We start from the raw sequence: 20,799 nt of genomic DNA on the forward strand, positions 1-20,799 counted from the left end.
CGATCTGTTAAGCCACGCGCTGGAGATTGAAGATTTCCAAGACAACGGAATCCTGCTCGACAGCACTCTTATGTTCTAACAGATCGAATCCCCAGCCACCATGCGCTTTCTCAATCTCGGCGCGATAATCCCGGCCTTTATGAAAGTAGGCGCGGAGACCTGCATTCCGTTGTGCCCACGGCTCAATATATGCCAACAGCTTTCCGAGGTCGGCAAGTGCCCGTGCCGAAACGAAGTCGCAATTTTCGACAATCGACGGAGCATCCTCAATTCGAACGGCGTGGATAGAACCCCTACCACCGGTCTCACGAAGAGCTGTCCGCAGGAAGGCTGCTTTCTTGTGATTGCTCTCAATTAGATGGACCCATCCGTCGCCGAGCTCCGCCAACAGAATGGCCGTTACGATACCCGGAAAGCCGCCGCCGCTGCCCAGATCGACCCAGATGAAAGGTGCCGGTTGAAGCTGGAAGATCTGCGCAGAGTCCGCGATGTGCCGGTTCCAAGCATCATCTAGCGTCGAGGGTGCGGTCAGATTGATCGACCTTGCCCATTTTTGAAAGAGGGCCACGAAGTGTTCGAGGCGCTCCTGTGTTTCACGTGAAACACGCCGGCCGTTCAGATGCATGATAGGACTCTCGCAGATTGCAATCAGGTAACGTCAGGCGGATGTCGCAACGTCCATAGACCGGCGTCGCAGGTGCACAAGCAGCAGCGAAATAGCAGCAGGAGTCATCCCATCAATCTTTGTCGCCTGCGCAACGTTGTAGGGGCGGACGCTGCGCAACTTCTGCTTCAGCTCGTTGGATAGGCCAGAAAGCACGTCAAAATCGAAATCGGCCGGTATCAGGCGATCTTCATCCCGCTTCACATGAGCGACATCAGCAGATTGCCGCTGCATGTAAACGGCATAACTCGCTTCGATCTCCAAGGCTTCAGCCACGCGGTTTCCAATCTCTGCCAACTCCGGCCAAATCTGTTTAAGATCCTCCAGGTTATAATCCGGATAGGACAGAAGATCGTAAGCCGAGCGTCGTTGCCCGTCCTGGTTCAGCTTGAGACCAAAACGGCCCGCCTCGCTCGGCGTCACGGAGAGAGCCGTCAGTCTGGCGCGGGCCGCATCCAGCGCATTGCAATATGCCTGAAAGCGATCCCGCCGGGCTGCAGAGGCCGTGCCTATCTGAATTGCCAGCGGAGTCAGACGGATATCCGCGTTGTCCGCTCTCAGCGACAACCGGTACTCGGCACGAGATGTAAACATACGGTATGGCTCCGCCACACCACGAGACGTCAGATCATCGATCATCACCCCGATATAGGAATCGGTCCTGCTAAAGCGCACTTCGTCCTGGCCGCCAGCCAAACGCGCCGCATTGATGCCTGCGACAAGGCCCTGAGCCGCTGCCTCCTCGTAGCCGGTGGTCCCATTTATCTGGCCGGCCAGGAACAGCCCCGGCATCTTTTTCACTTCAAGGGATGGTTTCAACTCGCGCGGGTCCACATGGTCGTATTCGATGGCGTAGCCCGGCTGCAGAATCCGAACACGTTCGAGCCCGGGAATCGTGCGAATGAATGCATTCTGTATCTCAGCGGGCAGGGACGTGGAGATGCCGTTCGGATAGACTGTGTCATCGTCGAGGCCTTCCGGCTCAAGAAACACCTGATGCCCATCGCGCTCGCCAAACTTGACGAGTTTGTCCTCGATTGATGGGCAATAACGCGGTCCAACCCCTTCAATCTGCCCTGAATACATTGCCGAGCGTTTCAGGTTCTCGACGATGATACGATGGGTTGCCTCGGTCGTGCGCGTAACGCCGCATTCGATCTGAGGGTTCGAGATGTGATCAGTCATGAACGAGAAAGGGACGGGCTCTTCATCCGCGCCCTGCCGGCCGACACTTTCCCAATCAATGCTCGTTCCTTCTAGCCGCGCCGGCGTACCGGTCTTCAAACGTCCGAGACGAAGACCCAAACTCAAGAGTGTCTGGGAAAGACCAACGGATGGCTCCTCACCAACGCGACCAGCTGGTATCTTCTGATCGCCGATATGAATGAGCCCTCGTAGGAAAGTGCCGGTCGTCAGTACGACCGATGCGCAGGAGAGAATCCGGCTATCTTTCATGATAACAGCCGCAACCCGACCATCCCTGATGGATAGATCGCACGCATCACCCTCGAGCACGGTGAGGTTTCCAATGCTCTCAACTTCCGCGAGCATTGCCTGTCGATAGAGCTTTCGATCAGCCTGCGTGCGCGGGCCGCGAACAGCTGGTCCCTTTTTCCTGTTCAGCATCCGGAATTGAATACCAGCTGCGTCGGCGACCCGACCCATGAGTCCATCCATGGCATCGATCTCTCGAACGAGGTGGCCCTTTCCAAGTCCACCAATCGCTGGATTGCACGACATGATTCCGATGGTATCGCGCCGATGGGTCACCAACGCCGTCGTAGCGCCAAGGCGCGCTGCGCCGGCAGCCGCTTCGCATCCCGCATGCCCGCCACCGATGACGATGACATCGAACCGTGAGGTGTTCATATTCAAGCTCCTGAGATCGTCAGGTGATGAGCGATGTCATCGGGCGAGTCAAGGCGTTTCACGTGAAACCAAGCGCCAGGGTGGTATTTGGATGTTTCACGTGAATCATTTTCCGATACAGAATTCGCCGAAGATTACATCAAGCAGGTTCTCGACATCGACACGCCCTGTCACATGTCCCAAGGCGTCGCCGGCCGCGCGGAGATCCTCTGCCCGCAGATCCAGGCCTCGATTCGGAGCATACAAGGACGCCCGCAGAGCCATCAATGAGTTCGTCAGCGAATCTCTATGGCGCGCGCGGCTCGGGATCGCCATTGAGTGCGGATGTACTTTCGCCTTGAGATGCTGCACGATCAAGGCTCGAAGCGCATCGAGCCCGGTCCCATCTGCTGTCGAGATGACGAGGTCGTACTGTCTCACACTTCGACGAGGCAGATCGCATTTCGTGCCCACCAACACTGCGCCATTGAGGCTCTCGTCGATTGCGGTATCCACCGAAAGGTCCTCGATATAGATCACCAAGTCCGCTTCCGCGATCGTTTTCTCTGCTCGCCGAATCCCCTCGCGCTCGACGATTTCGTCCGTGTCGCGAAGGCCCGCTGTATCGTAGAGCTTGACAAGGTAGCCGTCCATGTTCAGGTCTACGTGCAGCACATCTCTCGTTGTACCGGCGATATCAGTGACGATCGCTACGTCACGCCTTGCTAGGGCATTCATGAGGCTCGACTTGCCGGCATTCGGCCTTCCTGCGATGACGACCTTGAATCCATCGCGGATGATCTCGCCGGCCTCCAGTTGCTCAAGATGGCTCGCCATCTCCTCTATCAAACCCGCCACGTCCGTCCAGACTTGGTCGGATACAGAGCCTGGTACATCTTCCTCATCTGGAAAATCGAGCTCGGCCTCGATCAGCGCTCTGGCACGCGTCAGTCGGTCGGACCAGCCATAATAGATCGATGAAAGGCCACCGGAGCTCTGCTCCACAGCAAGACGTCGCTGCATCTCCGTTTCGGCTGCGATGAGATCCGCCAGGCCCTCGATCTCGATCAGATCCAGCTTCCCATTCTCAAAGGCTCGCCGCGAGAATTCTCCTGGTGCTGCAAGCCGCAGGTTTTGGAATTCAGCGAGTTCGCGGTGCAAGGCATCAACAACCGCGCGGCCGCCATGAAGGTGCAGTTCTGCTACATTTTCGCCGGTGAAGGAATGCGGCGCCGGAAAGAACAAGACGAGGCCGGTATCGATGACGAGACCATTACGAGTCCGAATCGATCGCAATGCTGCCCGCCGCGGCCGGGGCAACTCACCGACGAGAGAGGCAAGAACTGCTGGCGTATCCTCTCCACTGATTCGAACTACGGCGAGGCCGGCGGGAACCGCGCCACTCGACAGTGCGAATATTGTTTCCTTGTTGGGCAGCATCTTCCTTCTCCAGTTCAAGGCTGAAGAGAACATCTGTTACAAACGACAAAGCCGGCCACACTGTGACCGGCTTGATCTACAGAATCCGGCTAAGCACTACGTATTCATCGAGTCGAAGAAGTCTGGGTTGTTCTTCGTCTGCTTCAGCTTGTCGATCAGGAATTCGATCGCGTCGGTCGTCCCCATCGGAGCCAAAATTCGGCGCAACACGAAGATCTTCTGAAGATCCTGACGCGGCACCAGCAGATCTTCCTTACGTGTACCGGACTTCAGGATATCCATTGCCGGGAAAATGCGTTTGTCGGCAACCTTGCGGTCGAGAACGATTTCAGAGTTGCCGGTTCCCTTGAACTCTTCAAAGATGACTTCGTCCATGCGGCTGCCGGTATCGATAAGAGCGGTCGCGATGATCGTAAGCGAGCCGCCTTCCTCGATATTACGCGCAGCGCCGAAAAAGCGCTTCGGTCGCTGCAGGGCGTTTGCGTCGACACCACCCGTGAGAACCTTGCCAGAGGAGGGGACGACAGTATTGTAGGCGCGACCCAAACGCGTGATCGAATCGAGCAGGATGACAACGTCGCGGCCGTGCTCCACAAGACGCTTTGCCTTCTCGATCACCATTTCAGCCACCTGGACGTGGCGCACAGCAGGTTCGTCGAACGTCGACGAAATGACTTCGCCGCGGACCGAACGCTGCATGTCCGTTACTTCCTCGGGACGTTCGTCGATGAGAAGTACGATGAGATAGCACTCGGGATGATTCGCAGTGATCGAATGCGCGATGTTCTGGAGCAGAACAGTCTTACCCGTGCGCGGCGGTGCCACGATCAGTCCACGCTGGCCCTTGCCGAGCGGTGCGACGAGATCGATGACGCGCGGTGAAAGATCCTTGGACGTCGGGACATCCAACTCCATCCTGAAGCGTTCGTTCGGATAAAGTGGCGTCAGATTGTCGAAGTGCACCTTGTGACGAATCTTCTCGGGATCGTCGAAATTGATCGTATTGACCTTCAGGAGCGCGAAATAGCGTTCGCCTTCCTTCGGCCCGCGAATCGGACCCTCAACAGTGTCGCCGGTCTTCAGCGAGAAACGGCGGATCTGGGAAGGCGAGATATAGATATCGTCTGGGCCCGGAAGATAGTTGGCATTGGCGGACCGCAGGAAGCCAAAACCATCCTGAAGCACTTCAACAACGCCTTCTCCGATGATCTCCACATCCTGGCTCGCAAGCACCTTTAGTATCGCAAACATCAATTCCTGTTTGCGCATTGTGCTTGCATTTTCGACCTCGAGCGATTCGGCAAATGCCAGCAGATCCGTCGGGGACTTACTCTTAAGTTCTTGAAGCTTCATTTCAGCCATGAAGTGACCATTACTCTATAATTCTGGGGGGAGGCGATGTCGAGGCTGTAACCGGTCCTGCGAAGAGATCGCAGACGATCGAACTTTACATACATGCCACAAGGATGAGGTGGAGCGAAAATAGCGAGTAAGGATCACCGCCGCAAGGGGGCTGCTTAAAATGAAGCAAATTTAACCGAACAGCGTTTTCTCAGAAGGGCTTGACCACGACCAGAATGACAATCGCGATCATCAACAGGGTCGGCGCCTCGTTCATGAAACGCCAGTAGCGCGCCGGCCGGCGGTTCTCATCGCACTCAAACGCTCTGGCTGCGCGGGAAAAAAAGACGTGCACGGCCGTTAAGAGCACAACGAGACCAATCTTCGCGTGCAGCCAGCCACCATGAAAGCCATAGACCGACCAAGCAAGATAAAGCCCAAAGATCCAGGTTAGCATCATTGCCGGGTTCATGATCACCTTCAGCAGGCGCCGCTCCATGACCTTGAACGTTTCCGACTGCATGGAACCCGGCTCAGCATCGGTATGATAGATGAAAAGCCGCGGCAGGTAGAAAAGACCGGCCATCCACGAAATCACCGCGATGACATGAAGAGCCTTGATCCAGAGGTAGAGATCATCCGGATTCCAGAGAAACAGCCCCACGGCCAGAAGCGCGAAAAACAGGATCGCGAAATGGGCGCGGCGACGCGCATAGGCGCCGGGCTTCTCATCGGTCTGCTTTTCCATGAGCTAGCGCCTCCGACTGCGGACGTGGTCCACGAGCAGCTGGACATTCCGAGGGTCGGCCTGTGGCGTGATCCCATGCCCGAGATTGAATATCAGCGGACCGTCGCCGAGCTTGTCGAGAATATCGTTGATTCCCTCCGAAAGCGCTGCGCCGCCGGCGACCACACGCATCGGATCGAGATTGCCTTGTACGGCTCCGTCCTTCTGCAGTTCCACAGCAAAATCCAGAGGCACTGACCAATCGAGCCCGATCGCGTCCGCCTTCGTTTTCTGGCGGTAGTCCTTCAGCAGGAACCCGGCTCCCTTGGCGAAGGAAATGACCCGCGCGTTCGGCCGCCGCGCCTTGATAGACGCGATCATCCGCGCAACAGGCTTCACTGCGAATGCCTCAAATTCCCGCTCACCGAGAACACCAGCCCAGGAATCGAAGATCTGGACCGCATCGGCCCCTGCATCGATCTGCGCAACCAGGTAGTCGGCTGACACCTCAGCCAATATCGCGAGCAGGCGTTCGAAGGCCTTCGGATACTTGTAGCCAAAGAGCCGGGCCGGAGCCTGATCGGGCGTACCATGGCCGGCAATCATATAGGTGGCAACCGTCCATGGAGCGCCGCAGAAGCCAAGCAGGGTCGTCTCGACCGGCAACTCGCTTCGCAGGCGCCCAACTGTTTCTAGAACCGGCTTCAGGTAGTCGATGACACGATCGGTCTCGATCCGGGCGATTCCGGCTTCATCGATTGGATCCATCTCCGGGCCATGCCCCTCGGTGAAGCGAACGTTGCGCTTCATCGCATCCGGAATCACAAGGATATCGGAAAAGAGAATCGCGGCGTCAAAGCCGTAGCGGCGGATGGGCTGGAGAGTGACCTCCACTGCATGCTCAGGCGTATAACAGAGGTCAAGGAAACTTCCGGCCTTCGCGCGCGTTTCCCGGTACTCGGGCAGGTATCGCCCCGCCTGTCTCATCAGCCAGATTGGCGGAGGGCTGAGCGTCTCGCCGTCCAACACCCTCATGATTTTCCGGCGGTTTTCACCCACGTGCTTCTTCCCTATAAATAATCAAAGATATTTTAAAAGGTTTCTATTTCTTAGAGTCTGTTTCTATCAAGGATTAAAATCTATCCACGCCCCGAGCGTTTTGTCGCGCCACCGCTGATCCGAAAGGATCGAACGTCGAGTCGTTTGGCATAAATCGTGGATAAGTAAGAAAATGAAAATCATTCCAAGCAGATAGAGGATTGCCGGCTGAGGTTGAACTGTGGAAAAGAGATCGATGTCGGTCGAACTGTCGTCCGTTATCCACACAATCAACAAGGCACGCTCATTGGCTGACACGAAATCCGATTTGTGGAAAAGCTGGCATGTTTTCCCTTGCCTTACCCGTGCCGCGTCTCTTAGCTCTGCTTTGTCCAGTCTTTTCAACAAGTCGCGGAAAATAGCGTGGAGAACCGCACGAACTTCTTCCATCTGCATCTGATTTCTGACTCGACTGGCGAAACACTGATTTCAGCCGGGCGCGCTGCCTCGGCGCAATTCAAATCCGCCCAGCCAATCGAGCATGTCTATCCGCTGGTTCGCAATCGCAAGCAGCTCCTGCAGGTTCTCCAGTCGATCGACAGTCAGCCTGGCATCGTTCTCTATACGATTGTCGACCGCGAGCTCGCGACCCTCATTGATCAACGCTGCTCGGAGATGAGTGTTGCGTCCGTGAACGTGTTGGAGCCTGTAATGAACGCATTCCAGATCTATCTCGGTGCACCCTCGCGTCGCCGGGTCGGCGCGCAACACGTGATGAATGCCGGCTACTTCGCGCGCATCGAAGCCCTCAACTTCACGATGGATCATGACGACGGCCAGATGCCTGATGACTACAATGATGCTGACGTCGTGATCATCGGCATCAGTCGGACGTCGAAGACGCCGACGAGTATCTACCTCGCCAATCGCGGTATCAAGACGGCCAACATCCCAGTCGTTCATGGCGTGCCGCTCCCGGAAAGCCTATTCCTCGCGACCAAACCCTTGATCGTCTGCCTGATCGCCACGACCGACCGGATTTCTCAGGTCCGCGAAAACCGCATCTTGGGAGCAACACCGGGTTTTGACCACGGGCAATATACAGACAGAGCTGCGATCTCGGAGGAGCTGAAATATGCGCGGTCGCTTTGTGCTCGGCACAATTGGCCGCTCATTGACGTGACACGCCGCTCCATCGAAGAGACAGCGGCAGCAATTGTTGCCCTCCGTCCGAAGCTACGATAAGCGCAGCATCAGATATGTTCGAGGCCATATGACACCTAAGCTCATTCTCGCATCCTCCAGCCCGTTTCGCCGCCTGCTGATGCACAATGCCGGTCTCGCTTTCGAGGCGCATGCAGCCCATATTGACGAGCGTGCGCTCGAAGAGCCCCTCGAACGAGAGGGAGCAACCCCGGATACAGTCGCGCTCGTCCTCGCCAAGGCCAAAGCGAAGGAGGTCAGCGACCGGTTTCCGGCGCGCTTCGTCATCGGATCGGATCAAACGATGTCTCTTGGGCCGCAGACCTTCCATAAGCCGAAGGACATGACCGATGCCGAAAATCATCTTCAGGTGCTGTCGGGCAAGACGCACCGGCTGAACAGCGCCATCGCGATTGCTTACGACGGCGATATCGTCTGGGAGCATGTCTCGCACGCCGAGCTGACTATGCGGCCACTAAGTCCTGATTTTATCGCGCGACATTTGAACCGCGTAGGAGAGAGGGCACTTAGCAGCGTCGGCGCCTATCAACTTGAGGGGGAGGGCCTTCAATTGTTTTCGAGAATCGACGGCGACTACTTTACAATTCTGGGGCTGCCGATGCTGCCGCTGTTGCAGAAACTGAGAGAGTTGAGTGCTATTGATGGATGATTCACGTGAAACATTGGGGCCGCAGGCCTTCGTCACGGGCTTTCCTATCAAGCATTCCCGGTCGCCTCTTATCCACGGTTATTGGTTGAAGACGCTTGGATTGCAGGGATCCTATCGCGCCCACGAGGTCGCGCCCGCCGATTTTTCGGTCTTTGTGGATTCTTTGAAGAGCGGCGAAGCCGGCTTCGTAGGCGGCAACGTCACCATCCCGCACAAGGAGATGGCGTTCAAACTCGCCGACGATCCGGACGAACTTTCTGAAGAACTTGGTGCATCCAACACACTTTGGATGGAGGACGGCCGGCTCAAGGCAACGAACACGGATGGACGCGGCTTCACCGCAAATCTGGATGAACGACATTCCGGCTGGGATAGTGCCCAGTCGGCGGTGGTGCTTGGCGCCGGCGGCGCCAGCCGCGCGATCGTCCAGGCTCTGCGCGATCGCGGCGTCAGGGAAATACATCTGGTCAACAGGACGGTCGAGCGGGCACAGGAACTGGCAGATCGGTTTGGCCCCAAAGTATATGCCCATTCGATGGCAGCCTTGCCGGAAGTCATGTGCGGAGCCGGTCTTTTCGTCAACACGACCTCTCTGGGCATGGATGGCGAGGAGGCACCGCGGATTGATTTCTCGCCCCTGCTGCCCGATGCAGTTGTAACGGATATCGTCTATGTCCCCCTGAAGACGCCGTTCTTAACACAGGCTGTTCAGCAAGGATTTCCTGTTGTCGATGGGCTTGGCATGCTGCTGCACCAGGCCGTACCTGGTTTCGAGAAGTGGTTCGGGCGTCGCCCGGTGGTCGACGAAAAGCTGCGTGCGCTTATTATTGAGGACATGGACAAGCACTGATGTTGCGGATTGGACTGACCGGCTCGATTGGCATGGGTAAATCAACGATGGCAAAGTTCTTCGCGGAAGCGGGAGTGCCCGTGAATGATTCCGATGCCGTCGTACATGATCTCTATGCCGGGGAGGCCGCGCCATTGGTCGATGCTGCCTTTCCCGGCACACTGAAGAGCGGTGCCGTCGATCGTCAGGAACTCGGCCGCCAGCTGGCCGGAAGTCCGGATGGCTTCAAGCGTCTAGAAGCAATCGTCCACCCACTTGTCAGAAAACGCGAGGCAGAGTTCATCGAACGCGAGCAGCAACGCAGCGCGGATATGGTGTTGCTCGATATCCCACTGTTGTTCGAGACCGGAGCTGACAGCAGGGTCGATGTGATCGTGGTTGTCAGCTGTGATCCACAGATACAGCGGGAGCGGGTACTTGCGCGGCCGGGTATGACAGTGGAAAAATTCAACATGATTCTTGCCCGCCAGACGCCGGACGCGGAAAAGCGCGCAAGGGCCGACTATGTGATCGATACCGGACACAGCATCGAAATGGCCAGAAGACGGGTCGCGGAGATTGTCTCGGATTTGAGACGGCGGCTCGCCAGTGGGGAATTCCTGAATGCGTGAAATCATCTTCGATACGGAAACCACGGGTTTGGACAACCGCGTGGACCGTATTATCGAGATCGGCGGCATCGAGCTTTTCAATCATTTCCCGACCGGCAATACGATCCACATCTACATAAATCCGGGGGACCATAAGGTACACCCCGACGCACTCGCTGTGCATGGGATTACAGATGAGTTTCTGAAGGACAAGCCTTCGTTTGCTGATGTTGCGCAGCGGATTATCGATTTCTTTGGCGATGCGAGGTGGATTGCGCACAACGCCACATTCGATATGGGCTTTATAAACGCTGAATTCGCTCGACTTGAGCTGCCGCCGATCTTGCCCGACCGGGTGCTCGATACGCTTTCCATGGCGCGCCGCAAGCATCCAATGGGTCCCAATTCGCTCGACGCGCTTTGCCGCCGCTACGGCATCGACAATGCGCATCGAACGAAGCACGGCGCGCTCCTCGACTCCGAACTGCTTGCCGATGTCTACATCGAGATGATCGGCGGCCGCCAGGCTGCACTTGGGCTTGGAAATGCCGCGAGCAACTCGGCCGGTCAGGAAGTGGTAGTCGACGAAATCAACATCGGCACGCTCGAACGGCCACGGCCCCTTGCGTCACGTCTCAGCGAAGCCGAGCAGCAAGCCCATGACGCACTGATCGCCAAACTCGGCGCGAAGGGTGTTTGGGGAAAATACGATCTTGCAAACTAAAATGCCCGGGCGTGACCCGGGCATCTCATTTCGTTTCAGTGCGCTATGTGCGAACTGTTAGTTCGTGGTCGCCTGAACCTTGGCACGCGCCTGTTCTTCGGCAACCCGCTGCGCAAACATCTGAGAGAAATCGATCGGGTCGATCATCAGCGGCGGGAAGCCACCGTTGCGCGTGACGTCGGCAATGATCTGACGTGCGAACGGGAACAGCATGCGTGGGCACTCGATGAAGAGCACCGGCAGCATGTGCTCTTGCGGGAAACCGGCAATCCGGAAGACGCCGCCATAGACGAGTTCGGTATGGAATACCGTCTTGTCGCCATCCTTGGCTTCGGCATTCAGAGACAGGACGACGTCGAAATCCGTATCGGAGAGCGGATTGGCGTTGACGTTGACATTGATATTGATGGCCGGGGCCTTGTCGCGCGCCTGCAGCGAACGCGGAGCGCCCGGATTTTCGAAGGAGAGGTCCTTGGTGTATTGGGCAAGGATGGTAAGACTCGGGCTCGTCGCACCGTTATTGCTGTTTTCGTCGGCCATTGGCTTTTCCTCGAGGGCATTGGATGGTGCCGCATCTATCATTTCGAGGAGGGTGTTACAACCCTGAGCCAATTGGCCGGCTTGCGCGTTGTGTCAGTCGCTAAGATGCTTCCCCGACCACGGCGAATTGCCATTGGGCTCACGTCGATAATCCTCGTCGTCAAGGTCCACGATCTCGGAGTCCTTGGTGCGCCCTGACGCGTTGAAGCCGCTTGCAGGTCCCACAACGACGAAACGCCGGCTGACATATTTCCAGCCGAGATTGCGAACTGCGGGAATGAAGATCAGGAGTGCCATGATGTCGGTGATGAAGCCCGGAACGATCAGCAACAATGAGGCGATCACGAACATCGCCGGACGGAGCAGTTCACGCCCCGGCACCGTACCATTCCGCCCTTCTGCCGACATGCGGCGGAGGATCCCGATGCCTTGGCGCTTGAGCAAGGCCATGCCGAACATAAAGCTCAGGATGACAAGCGCCAGCGTCGGCCAGAGTCCGATCGCCTTTCCGACAAGCACGAAACCGGCAATCTCGGCAAGTGGAAGCAGCAGCAGGAAACCAGGCAGGATCTTCAAGGGCATCGTCTTATTCCGACCTGAGCCGGACCCCGTTGGAGGGTCGCGTTGCCGACCCCATTTGAATCATCTGTATAGGCGGACTATATGGGAGTACAAATCAGAGATGTTAACAGCGGCTGCGGCGGGATATGGGTTCGAACGACTTCATCACATTGTTTTTTCTTGTGGCGGCGGTGCTGATTTTTCTGCAGCTGCGCAGCGTCCTCGGTCGCCGTACGGGAAATGAGAAGCCCCCGCGCGACCTTTATACGCCGCGTGACGCTGCGGGACCTGAGTCTCCGGACGCTGGAAAAGTGGTAACCTTGCCGCGTCGCGACGCGTCGAGCGAAGAAGACGACCGTTTCGCCGCAATCGATGCTTTCGCTCCAGCCGGCACGTCGCTCAACGAATCGCTCCGCGAAATCAACAAGGCCGACGCCTCGTTCGATCCGAAGGAATTCGTGAACGGCGCCCGAATGGCCTACGAAATGATCGTTATGGCGTTTGCGGATGGTGATCGTAAGACACTGAAGAATCTTCTGTCGCGCGAGGTCTATGACGGCTTCGACGCTGCCATCACGGATCGCGAATCGAAGGGTGAGAAGGTGAAATCGACCTTTGTCGGTATCGACAAGACTGAGATCACCAGCGCCGAGATCAAGGCCACGGAAGTCCAAATTACGGTCCGTATCGTCAGTCAGCTGATTTCGGCCACCTACGACAAGGCTGACAAGCTGATTGATGGCGATGCGGAGAATGTCGCTGAGGTCAATGATCTCTGGACGTTTGCGCGTGATACCCGTTCCCGCGATCCCAACTGGAAACTCGTGGCCACTGAATCGGAACATGAGTGAAGACACCCTGGGCTTTGCCCTCCAAGCAATAAGCTTCGATGATCTGGAAGGCTGGAAGGATGACGATCCCTCCGGCCTTTTTGAAGCGATGGAGGCATGCCGGCGGCAGATCATTGAGATCAAGCCGTATCGGACCGGCTCAATCGGACTGACGGCGCAGGATCTGCTGCCGCTGCTCGAAGCAGCGCAGCGTGAGAACCTATCGTCGGCAGCCGATGCCCGAGCCTTCTTCCAGTCCCACTGTCGACCTTTCAGAATTCACCGCACGGATGGCAATCCGGGTTTCGTTACCGCCTTTTACGAGCCTGAAATTATGGTTTCGGCCGTGGCGGATGCTGAATATCGCTTTCCATTTTACCGTCGTCCCGACGACCTAGTCGATCTTGATGAGGGCAATCGTCCCGCCTCTTTGCCAGATAGCTACGTCTTCGGCAGGCTGAACGACAGCCGGATTGAAGCATATCCAGATCGGCGTTCGATCGATGAGGGGAGCCTGGCGGGCAGGGGATTGGAGATTGCGTGGGCAAAGTCCAAGATCGATGTCTTCTTCGTCCACGTTCAGGGTGCCGCGCGCCTGCGCTACCTGGACGGCACGATCGGGCGGATTACCTATGCAGCGAAGGCGGGGCACCCGTTCTCGGCGATCGGCAAGTTGCTCATCGAACGTGGAGAAATCGAACGATCCGAAATTTCGATGCAGGCCATTCGGCGATGGCTGGGCGCGCACCCACGTCAGGTGGATGAGGTTCTTTGGCACAATCGCTCCTACATTTTCTTCCGTGAGGTTCCAACATCCAACCTGAACGCCGGCCCTGTTGCGGCGGCAAAAGTGCCATTGATCCCTGGACGTTCGCTCGCCGTCGATCGGCTCATTCACACGTTTGGCTTCCCGTTTTTCATTTGCTCCGAAAACCTTGTCCATCTCGATGATGGCAAGCCGTTCGCACGGCTAATGCTTGCTCTCGATACAGGCTCTGCCATTGTCGGTCCGGCGAGGGGTGATATCTTCACCGGATCTGGCGATCAGGCGGGAGAGCTTGCCGGAACGGTACGCCATGACGCCGACTTCGCTATCCTGCTTCCCAACGCCGCCGCGGCGAGGTTCGCCTGATGGCACGAGATCGGAAGCTCGACACGGATGAAAGGATACTCTGGGGCAAGGTGGCACGGAGCACGCGTCCAATGCCCGGCAGGAAGGATGAGCTGGCTGAACTCGATGCCTTTCTGACAGAGGCAGAGGTTGAGAAACAAACGGCAGCAAGCCCGAAACGACCTTCCGAAAGTGGGGCCGAGGCGGTTACGCCGGCGTCTCCCAAAACACGATCCGGTGTTCATCACCCGCTCGAAAGGCCGGTCAAGCGTAAGATCGCCAAGGGCCGCCTGCCGCTGGAGGCCCGTATCGACCTGCATGGGCTGGTCCAGAGCGACGCTCACATATTGCTTCTCGAGTTTCTGATGCGAGCCCATGAGCGGGGAATGAGGCATGTCCTTGTGATTACCGGCAAGGGCAGTTCGCTTGGCAGCGAAGGCGCCCTGAAGCGCGCCGTCCCGATGTGGTTTTCGAAGCCCGAGTTCCGGTACTTCATCTCGTCCTATGAAACGGCAGCCCACCATCACGGGGGCGAGGGCGCCCTCTACATCAGGCTGTCGCGTCGCCATGGAGAGCGGTCGTGACGCCGTTCGGTGAGGCTGTTCGCAAGCTGCGCGAGCGCAAGGGCGTATCGCAGAAGCAGATGGCCGCGGCTCTCAATGTCTCCCCGGCCTACCTATCGGCACTCGAACATGGACGGCGCGGCTTGCCGACCTTCGATCTGCTCCAGCGGATCGCCGGCTACTTCAACATCATCTGGGATGAAGCAGAGGAACTCTTCCTTTTGGCCCGTTCTTCGGACCCTCGTGTGGTCGTCGATACGTCGGGTTTATCGGCCGAACATACCGCATTTGCGAACCTTCTGGCGGGTCGCATTCGTGATCTTGATCGTGCGACGCTTGGCGAACTGACGAGCATTATAGAAAACGGCAGAAAAGCGGACGGAAAACGGTCATAATCCCCTGATTTATGGCCAGTTTGAGCGCGCCGGCATTGGGAACTCTGACCAAAAACCCTATATTCTGGCATGTAAAAGGCCGGTGATTCGCAAGTCTCGCTTCAGCCCCGACAACAGGGAAATTCTCGAAAAGTATGACCGATATACCCACGACGGAAAACGGCGTTAGCACCGAATATGGCGCAGACTCGATCAAGGTTTTGAAAGGCCTTGATGCGGTGCGCAAGCGCCCGGGTATGTATATCGGTGACACCGATGATGGCTCGGGCCTTCATCACATGGTCTACGAAGTCGTCGACAACGCGATCGATGAAGCACTCGCAGGCCACGCCGATATCGTGACGGTGACGCTCAATCCCGATGGTTCGGTCACAGTCACCGACAATGGCCGTGGTATCCCAACGGATATCCATACCGGTGAGGGCGTGTCGGCGGCTGAAGTCATCATGACGCAGCTGCATGCCGGGGGTAAGTTCGACCAGAATTCCTACAAGGTTTCCGGCGGCCTGCACGGCGTCGGCGTTTCCGTTGTCAATGCGCTTTCCGTCTGGCTGAAGCTGAAGATCCGCCGTCAAGGCAAGATCCATGAGATGAGCTTCACGCACGGCGTAGCCGATGCGCCGCTGAAGGTGATTGGCGAGGCAGGCGATGAGACCGGCACGGAAGTCAGCTTCATGCCGAGCACCGAAACCTTTACGATGACAGAATTCGACTACGGCACGCTGGAGCATCGTCTTCGCGAGCTCGCGTTCCTGAACTCGGGTGTCCGCATTCTACTCAGCGACAAGCGTCACTCGGATATCAAGCAGGAAGAGATGATCTATGACGGCGGCCTTGAAGCCTTTGTCGCCTATCTCGACCGCGCCAAGAAGCCGCTTGTTGACAAGCCGGTGGCGATTCACGGCGAGAAGGACGGAATTACCGTCGAAGTCGCGATGTGGTGGAATGACAGCTACCACGAGAACGTCCTTTGCTTCACCAACAACATTCCGCAGCGCGACGGCGGCACGCATATGGCCGGCTTCCGCGCCGCATTGACGCGCCAGATCACCTCCTATGCCGATACGTCGGGCATCACGAAGAAGGAAAAGGTGACGCTGACCGGTGACGATTGCCGCGAGGGCCTGACGGCCGTTCTTTCGGTCAAGGTGCCGGACCCGAAGTTTTCGTCGCAGACCAAGGACAAGCTGGTTTCTTCGGAGGTTCGCCCCGTTGTAGAGAACCTCGTCAGTGAAGCGCTAAGCACTTGGCTGGAAGAGCACCCGGCGGAAGCCAAGATTTTGGTCGGCAAGGTGGTTGAAGCTGCCGCGGCGCGCGAAGCTGCTCGCAAGGCGCGGGAATTGACACGCCGCAAGGGCGCTCTCGACATTGCCTCTCTGCCCGGTAAGCTCGCCGATTGCTCCGAGCGCGATCCATCCAAGTCTGAAGTCTTCCTCGTCGAGGGCGATTCGGCAGGTGGTTCGGCCAAGCAGGGACGTTCGCGTGAAAACCAGGCGATCCTCCCATTGCGCGGAAAGATCCTCAACGTCGAGCGCGCCCGCTTCGATAAGATGCTCTCGAGTCAGGAAATCGGCACGCTGATTACCGCCCTCGGTACAGGCATCGGCAAGGACGAATTCAATGCCGAAAAGCTTCGCTACCACAAGATCATCATCATGACGGACGCTGACGTCGACGGCGCCCACATTCGTACGCTGCTGTTGACCTTCTTCTTCCGCCAGATGCCGGAATTGATCGAGCGCGGCCACCTCTATATTGCCCAGCCGCCGCTCTATAAGGTCTCGCGCGGCAAATCGATCCAGTACGTGAAGAACGAGAAGGCCCTCGAGGACTATTTGATCGGGCAAGGCCTGGACGATGCTGCCTTGAAGCTCGGCAGCGGCGAAGTGCGGACCGGCCAGGACCTTGGCGAAGTGATCGGTGATGCATTGCGCCTTCGCGCGCTCCTGGACAATCTGCACTCGCGCTACAATCGCGCTGCCGTCGAACAGGCAGCGATTGCCGGCGCTCTCAATGCCGAGGCGGTCAGCGACCGCTCAAGGGCAGAACAGCTCGTCGGTGAAGTCGCCAGACGCCTTGATCTGATTGCCGAAGAAACCGAGCGTGGTTGGGAAGGCGGCCTGACGAGTGAAGGCGGTCTGAAGCTTGAGCGAATGGTGCGTGGCGTGAAGGAAGTCGTCGTGCTCGACATGGCGTTGATCGGTTCGCAGGACGCGCGGCTTCTCGATCAGCTCTCGGTTCGACTGAAGGAGATCTACCAGACACCCCCGTCACTCTCCCGACGCGACGGTGACCTGGAAATTTCCGGCCCGCGGGCTCTGCTGGACGCGATTTTCGCAAGCGGCCGCAAGGGTCTGACGATGCAGCGTTACAAGGGTCTCGGCGAGATGAATGCCGAACAGCTTTGGGAAACGACGCTCGATCCGAATGTTCGGTCGCTGCTGCAGGTCAAGGTCAACGACGCGACCGATGCCGATGGCTTGTTTGCGCGCCTGATGGGAGACGAGGTCGAGCCTCGCCGGGAGTTCATCCAGGACAACGCGCTGAGCGTCGCAAACCTCGATATCTAAGGTGCGGGACACGAGATGTTGTATCCAAGGCCCCGCGCTTCGACGCGGGGCTTTGCCCATAGAGACTAGTTCACGATAAACTTGCCTCGAAAGGCGACCTCTGAAAGAGGCTTGCGGTGGCTCGGAACTTCCCGTTCTTGGTTCCGCTCCGAGAGCGTGCTCTTGTCTGCGAGGCGCCCCAGCGCCACGCCCGCTTCGACCCGGTAGCCTTCGGGAATGGAAAAGGTTTGCTGGATCTCGCCGTGCTTGATGCCACCCATGCCGTGGGCGTAGAAACCGGAAAGCCGAGCCTGAAGCGCGAGATAGCCCCAAGCGGTGCCGGCGTCGAAGGAATGCGTGTAGCTCGTCCTTCCTTCTGAGAAATCGCCGTTGAAACCCCTTGAGACAACGTAGATCAGTGCCGAAGCGTTCTTCGCCCATTCCTGATTGGATTCGACCAGGAGATCGACGAACTTGTCCCAGTCCTCGGAGCCCTTGAGCGCATAGATGAAACGCCACGGCTGCTGGTTAGCAGACGATGGTGCCCAATGCGCGGCGTCCAGAATTGTCAGGAGATCCGATTCATCGATCACTTCGCCGGTAAAGGCACGCGGCGACCACCGCTCCAGGAACAACGGATTGATCGGGTACTGGGATTCGCGGCTGTTGCTCTTTGTCATGGCTTTTCCGAGTGCGGTTTGTCAGGCATTCCAGGTAATGTCGAGCTCTTCGCGGAAAGCGAATCGCTTCAGATGATCGGCGACGACAGTCTCATATCGCTCAAGCTGTGACGGGTCGGCTGCCGACAGCGTCAGGTGGAGTGCACGGGCATCGGCAGCAAAGGTCAGCTCGGCGGTGTCGCTGAAGGGTACGCGGCCACTCTCTGCGGTGAATTCCACGGCAAACCCATGGCTCCAGTGTTTGCAGAGTTGCTGAAGATACTTGCTGGCGTGTGCGGTGGCGACGGTAGAAGTTGAAACAGGCATATCGAACTCCATCTCGCCTGTCTTAGGCTCCGTCGGATGGAATTGGCAAGCAACCTTCGCTGTGCCGGGCGGTGTACACTCTGTTTCAACAATAGTGGCCTCCCACGCGCGCAAAGGCAGGCTACGTTCTGCCAATATCACAATCGGAGGAAAAGCGTCTTGCTCGTAAATGGTAGGTGGACGGAAGATTGGCAGCCCGTACAGGCCAAGGACGAGAAGGGCGGCTTTGTCCGCCAGACGTCCAGCTTCCGCAATTGGGTAACCCCGGATGGCGCTGCAGGCACGACGGGAGAGGGTGGGTTCAAGGCCGAGGTGGGACGCTATCACCTCTATGTGGCCTATATCTGCCCCTGGGCGTCGAGAACATTGATCGGCAGAAAGTTGAAGGGGCTCGAATCGGCCATCTCGGTTTCTGTCGTCGAGCCGGCGTTGACGAAACAGGGCTGGCGGTTCGGCGACTATCCAGGTGCTACGCAAGATCATATCCTGGGCGCAACCCATATGCACGAGATCTATACCAGCGTTGCGCCCGATTTTACCGGCCGCGCGACGGTGCCTGTGCTCTGGGACAAGCAGTTGCAGACGATCGTCAACAACGAGTCGGCTGACATCCTGCGGATGATGAACGAAGGTTTCGGCGATCTTGCTCGCAATCCGATCGACCTTTACCCCGCCGCTCGCCGCCCTGAGATTGATGCCTTCAACGAGCATATCTATCCGAGCCTCAACAATGGCGTCTATCGCGCAGGCTTTGCCAGCACGCAGCTTGCCTATGAGGAAGCTTTCGCAGGCGTGTTCGAGTGCCTCGATTTGGTGGAGAAAGAGCTTGGCGATCAGTCCTTCCTGTTCGCCGACCATCCGACCGAAGGCGACATTCGCCTATTTGTGACGCTGGTGCGCTTCGATACCGCTTATCACGACCTATTCAAATGCAATCTGAGGCGTCTTTCCGACTACCCCAATCTTCGCCAGTTTTGCCGACGGATGCTCGACTGGCCGGGTGTCGCCGAAACGGTCAATTTCGATCATATCAAGCGCGGTTATTACTCGATCGAACGCCTGAACCCGACGAGGATCGTGCCCGCGGGGCCTAATCTGGCGGAAATTTTCTGAAGCAGCGTACCGCTTCGGCAAAAAGCAATAATGACACCGGTGAATATCTCGTTCATAGGTGATCAAAACGTCGGCCTTGCTGAGGAGGAAATGTTATGAAGCTTATGCGTATTGGAGAGCTCGGTCACGAGAAGCCAGCCTTGCTCGATTCCGATGGCAAGATCCGCGATCTTTCGGCGCACGTCTCGGACATTGGCGGTGACGCGATTTCGCCCGAAGGCCTGTCGAAACTCAAGGCTCTCGATCCGAAGAGCTTGCCGGAACTCGCGTCCGGCCGGATTGGCGCCTGCGTTGCAGGCACCGGAAAGTTCATCTGCATCGGCCTCAATTTCTCCGATCACGCCGCTGAAACCGGCGCGACCGTCCCGCCGGAGCCTGTCATTTTCATGAAGGCGACCTCCGCAATTGCTGGGCCGAACGACAATGTCCTGATCCCGCGCGGTTCCGAAAAGACCGATTGGGAAGTGGAACTCGGCGTCGTCATCGGCAAGACGGCGAAGTATGTCAGCGAAATCGACGCGCTTGATTATGTTGCCGGCTATTGTGTTTCACACGACGTCTCGGAGCGCTCCTTCCAGACCGAGCGCGCGGGCCAGTGGACGAAGGGCAAGTCTTGCGACACGTTCGGTCCGATCGGCCCCTGGCTGGTCACCAAGGACGAAATAGCCGATCCGCAAAACCTCGGCATGTGGTTGAAGGTAAACGGCGAAACCATGCAGAATGGCTCGTCGAGGACGATGGTCTATGGCGTCGCCTTCATCGTGTCTTATCTCAGCCAGTTCATGTCGCTGCAGCCGGGTGACGTGATTTCGACCGGCACGCCTCCGGGGGTTGGAATGGGCATGAAGCCGCCGCGTTTCCTCAAGGCGGGCGACGTGGTCGAGCTCGGTATCGAAGGCTTGGGCACGCAGAAGCAGACCTTCCTGGCGGATCGCTGACGTCCATTCTGCGATCTTTAAGCATTCGCGCGCACCATTATGCCGGGGATAAAACCTCGGCATTTCTTTTTGCGGTGCGGATGGCGATGTTGCTGCGCAACAAAAACCTGTTAATCTC

Annotated in this window: 23 protein-coding genes; 12 read left to right on the forward strand and 11 right to left on the reverse strand. The window is 57.5% G+C overall.

Features of this window, described 5'->3' with window-relative positions; genetic code table 11:
- Nucleotides 1-7: 7 nt before the first annotated feature.
- From rsmG to ACSQ9D_RS18810, 7 genes are all read right to left on the reverse strand, one after another.
- Nucleotides 8-625, reverse strand: coding sequence for a 16S rRNA (guanine(527)-N(7))-methyltransferase RsmG (rsmG, locus tag ACSQ9D_RS18780; RefSeq protein ID WP_436283420.1), 618 nt, complete (start codon nucleotides 623-625; stop codon nucleotides 8-10).
- Between the two features lie 33 nt (nucleotides 626-658).
- Nucleotides 659-2,533, reverse strand: a complete 1,875-nt coding sequence (mnmG, locus tag ACSQ9D_RS18785; protein ID WP_436283421.1) for a tRNA uridine-5-carboxymethylaminomethyl(34) synthesis enzyme MnmG — start codon at nucleotides 2,531-2,533, stop codon at nucleotides 659-661.
- 105 nt (nucleotides 2,534-2,638) lie between these two features.
- Nucleotides 2,639-3,952 (reverse strand): tRNA uridine-5-carboxymethylaminomethyl(34) synthesis GTPase MnmE, encoded by a 1,314-nt coding sequence (mnmE, locus tag ACSQ9D_RS18790; protein WP_436283422.1) that lies wholly within the window; start codon nucleotides 3,950-3,952, stop codon nucleotides 2,639-2,641.
- 96 nt (nucleotides 3,953-4,048) lie between these two features.
- The gene (gene rho, locus ACSQ9D_RS18795) at nucleotides 4,049-5,314 is read right to left on the reverse strand and encodes a transcription termination factor Rho (RefSeq protein ID WP_007528691.1); all 1,266 of its coding nucleotides are present in this window, start codon (nucleotides 5,312-5,314) and stop codon (nucleotides 4,049-4,051) included.
- 190 nt (nucleotides 5,315-5,504) lie between these two features.
- A complete protein-coding gene (gene hemJ / locus ACSQ9D_RS18800; RefSeq protein WP_436283423.1) occupies nucleotides 5,505-6,041 on the reverse strand; it encodes a protoporphyrinogen oxidase HemJ in 537 nt (178 codons plus the stop codon).
- A 3-nt stretch (nucleotides 6,042-6,044) separates the two neighbouring features.
- Nucleotides 6,045-7,079, reverse strand: a complete 1,035-nt coding sequence (hemE, locus tag ACSQ9D_RS18805; protein ID WP_436283424.1) for a uroporphyrinogen decarboxylase — start codon at nucleotides 7,077-7,079, stop codon at nucleotides 6,045-6,047.
- A gap of 66 nt (nucleotides 7,080-7,145) precedes the next feature.
- Nucleotides 7,146-7,514: a hypothetical protein gene (locus ACSQ9D_RS18810; protein WP_436283425.1), complete on the reverse strand. Its 369-nt coding sequence runs from the start codon at nucleotides 7,512-7,514 to the stop codon at nucleotides 7,146-7,148.
- On the opposite strand from ACSQ9D_RS18810, the gene ACSQ9D_RS18815 reads away from it, so the two are divergent.
- Genes ACSQ9D_RS18815 through dnaQ form a run of 5 tightly spaced genes read left to right on the forward strand, consistent with a single transcriptional unit; the run spans nucleotide 7,482 to nucleotide 11,095 of the window.
- A complete protein-coding gene (locus ACSQ9D_RS18815) occupies nucleotides 7,482-8,303 on the forward strand; it encodes a pyruvate, water dikinase regulatory protein (protein ID WP_436283426.1) in 822 nt (273 codons plus the stop codon). The two genes, ACSQ9D_RS18810 and ACSQ9D_RS18815, sit on opposite strands and share 33 nt — an antisense overlap.
- A gap of 28 nt (nucleotides 8,304-8,331) precedes the next feature.
- On the forward strand, nucleotides 8,332-8,931 hold the full coding sequence (locus ACSQ9D_RS18820) for a Maf-like protein (protein WP_436283427.1): 600 nt from the start codon (nucleotides 8,332-8,334) through the stop codon (nucleotides 8,929-8,931).
- A complete protein-coding gene (locus ACSQ9D_RS18825) occupies nucleotides 8,924-9,781 on the forward strand; it encodes a shikimate dehydrogenase (protein WP_436283428.1) in 858 nt (285 codons plus the stop codon). Before ACSQ9D_RS18820 ends, ACSQ9D_RS18825 begins: the two co-directional genes overlap by 8 nt.
- Complete coding sequence (gene coaE, locus ACSQ9D_RS18830) at nucleotides 9,781-10,392, forward strand: dephospho-CoA kinase (protein ID WP_436283429.1); 612 nt, start codon at nucleotides 9,781-9,783, stop codon at nucleotides 10,390-10,392. The genes ACSQ9D_RS18825 and coaE overlap by 1 nt, the downstream gene beginning before the upstream one ends.
- On the forward strand, nucleotides 10,385-11,095 hold the full coding sequence (gene dnaQ, locus ACSQ9D_RS18835) for a DNA polymerase III subunit epsilon (protein WP_436283430.1): 711 nt from the start codon (nucleotides 10,385-10,387) through the stop codon (nucleotides 11,093-11,095). The genes coaE and dnaQ overlap by 8 nt, the downstream gene beginning before the upstream one ends.
- A 57-nt stretch (nucleotides 11,096-11,152) precedes the next feature.
- On the opposite strand, the gene secB is transcribed toward dnaQ, so the two are convergent.
- The gene (gene secB, locus ACSQ9D_RS18840; protein ID WP_016556856.1) at nucleotides 11,153-11,635 is read right to left on the reverse strand and encodes a protein-export chaperone SecB; all 483 of its coding nucleotides are present in this window, start codon (nucleotides 11,633-11,635) and stop codon (nucleotides 11,153-11,155) included.
- 93 nt (nucleotides 11,636-11,728) lie between these two features.
- Nucleotides 11,729-12,217 carry an FxsA family protein gene (locus ACSQ9D_RS18845; protein WP_436283431.1) on the reverse strand — a complete coding sequence of 163 codons (489 nt, stop codon included), beginning with the start codon at nucleotides 12,215-12,217 and terminating at the stop codon, nucleotides 11,729-11,731.
- Between the two features lie 125 nt (nucleotides 12,218-12,342).
- Between ACSQ9D_RS18845 and ACSQ9D_RS18850 the strand changes: the two genes are divergently transcribed.
- The 5 genes from ACSQ9D_RS18850 to gyrB all read left to right on the forward strand — a co-directional run bounded on the left by ACSQ9D_RS18850 (nucleotide 12,343) and on the right by gyrB (nucleotide 17,665).
- Nucleotides 12,343-13,047 (forward strand): Tim44/TimA family putative adaptor protein, encoded by a 705-nt coding sequence (locus tag ACSQ9D_RS18850; protein ID WP_436283432.1) that lies wholly within the window; start codon nucleotides 12,343-12,345, stop codon nucleotides 13,045-13,047.
- Complete coding sequence (gene mltA, locus ACSQ9D_RS18855; protein WP_436283433.1) at nucleotides 13,040-14,158, forward strand: murein transglycosylase A; 1,119 nt, start codon at nucleotides 13,040-13,042, stop codon at nucleotides 14,156-14,158. The genes ACSQ9D_RS18850 and mltA overlap by 8 nt, the downstream gene beginning before the upstream one ends.
- On the forward strand, nucleotides 14,158-14,721 hold the full coding sequence (locus tag ACSQ9D_RS18860; RefSeq protein ID WP_436283434.1) for a Smr/MutS family protein: 564 nt from the start codon (nucleotides 14,158-14,160) through the stop codon (nucleotides 14,719-14,721). Before mltA ends, ACSQ9D_RS18860 begins: the two co-directional genes overlap by 1 nt.
- A complete protein-coding gene (locus tag ACSQ9D_RS18865; RefSeq protein WP_024313201.1) occupies nucleotides 14,718-15,095 on the forward strand; it encodes a helix-turn-helix domain-containing protein in 378 nt (125 codons plus the stop codon). The genes ACSQ9D_RS18860 and ACSQ9D_RS18865 overlap by 4 nt, the downstream gene beginning before the upstream one ends.
- Before the next feature lie 134 nt (nucleotides 15,096-15,229).
- On the forward strand, nucleotides 15,230-17,665 hold the full coding sequence (gene gyrB, locus ACSQ9D_RS18870; RefSeq protein WP_436283435.1) for a DNA topoisomerase (ATP-hydrolyzing) subunit B: 2,436 nt from the start codon (nucleotides 15,230-15,232) through the stop codon (nucleotides 17,663-17,665).
- A 65-nt stretch (nucleotides 17,666-17,730) separates the two neighbouring features.
- Here gyrB and ACSQ9D_RS18875 read toward each other — a convergent pair whose 3' ends face one another.
- Together ACSQ9D_RS18875 and ACSQ9D_RS18880 are read right to left on the reverse strand one after the other, a co-directional pair.
- On the reverse strand, nucleotides 17,731-18,324 hold the full coding sequence (locus ACSQ9D_RS18875) for a nitroreductase family protein (protein WP_037116740.1): 594 nt from the start codon (nucleotides 18,322-18,324) through the stop codon (nucleotides 17,731-17,733).
- A gap of 21 nt (nucleotides 18,325-18,345) precedes the next feature.
- Nucleotides 18,346-18,642 carry a DUF2218 domain-containing protein gene (locus ACSQ9D_RS18880; RefSeq protein WP_436283436.1) on the reverse strand — a complete coding sequence of 99 codons (297 nt, stop codon included), beginning with the start codon at nucleotides 18,640-18,642 and terminating at the stop codon, nucleotides 18,346-18,348.
- Between the two features lie 147 nt (nucleotides 18,643-18,789).
- Here ACSQ9D_RS18880 and ACSQ9D_RS18885 point away from each other — a divergent pair, with 147 nt between their 5' ends.
- Complete coding sequence (locus tag ACSQ9D_RS18885) at nucleotides 18,790-19,743, forward strand: glutathione S-transferase family protein (protein WP_436283437.1); 954 nt, start codon at nucleotides 18,790-18,792, stop codon at nucleotides 19,741-19,743.
- A 95-nt stretch (nucleotides 19,744-19,838) separates the two neighbouring features.
- Complete coding sequence (locus ACSQ9D_RS18890; protein WP_436283438.1) at nucleotides 19,839-20,681, forward strand: fumarylacetoacetate hydrolase family protein; 843 nt, start codon at nucleotides 19,839-19,841, stop codon at nucleotides 20,679-20,681.
- The last annotated feature ends 118 nt before the right edge of the window (nucleotides 20,682-20,799 follow it).

The sequence above is a fragment of the Rhizobium sp. LjRoot258 genome, from assembly GCF_964254185.1.
Taxonomy (GTDB): domain Bacteria; phylum Pseudomonadota; class Alphaproteobacteria; order Rhizobiales; family Rhizobiaceae; genus Rhizobium.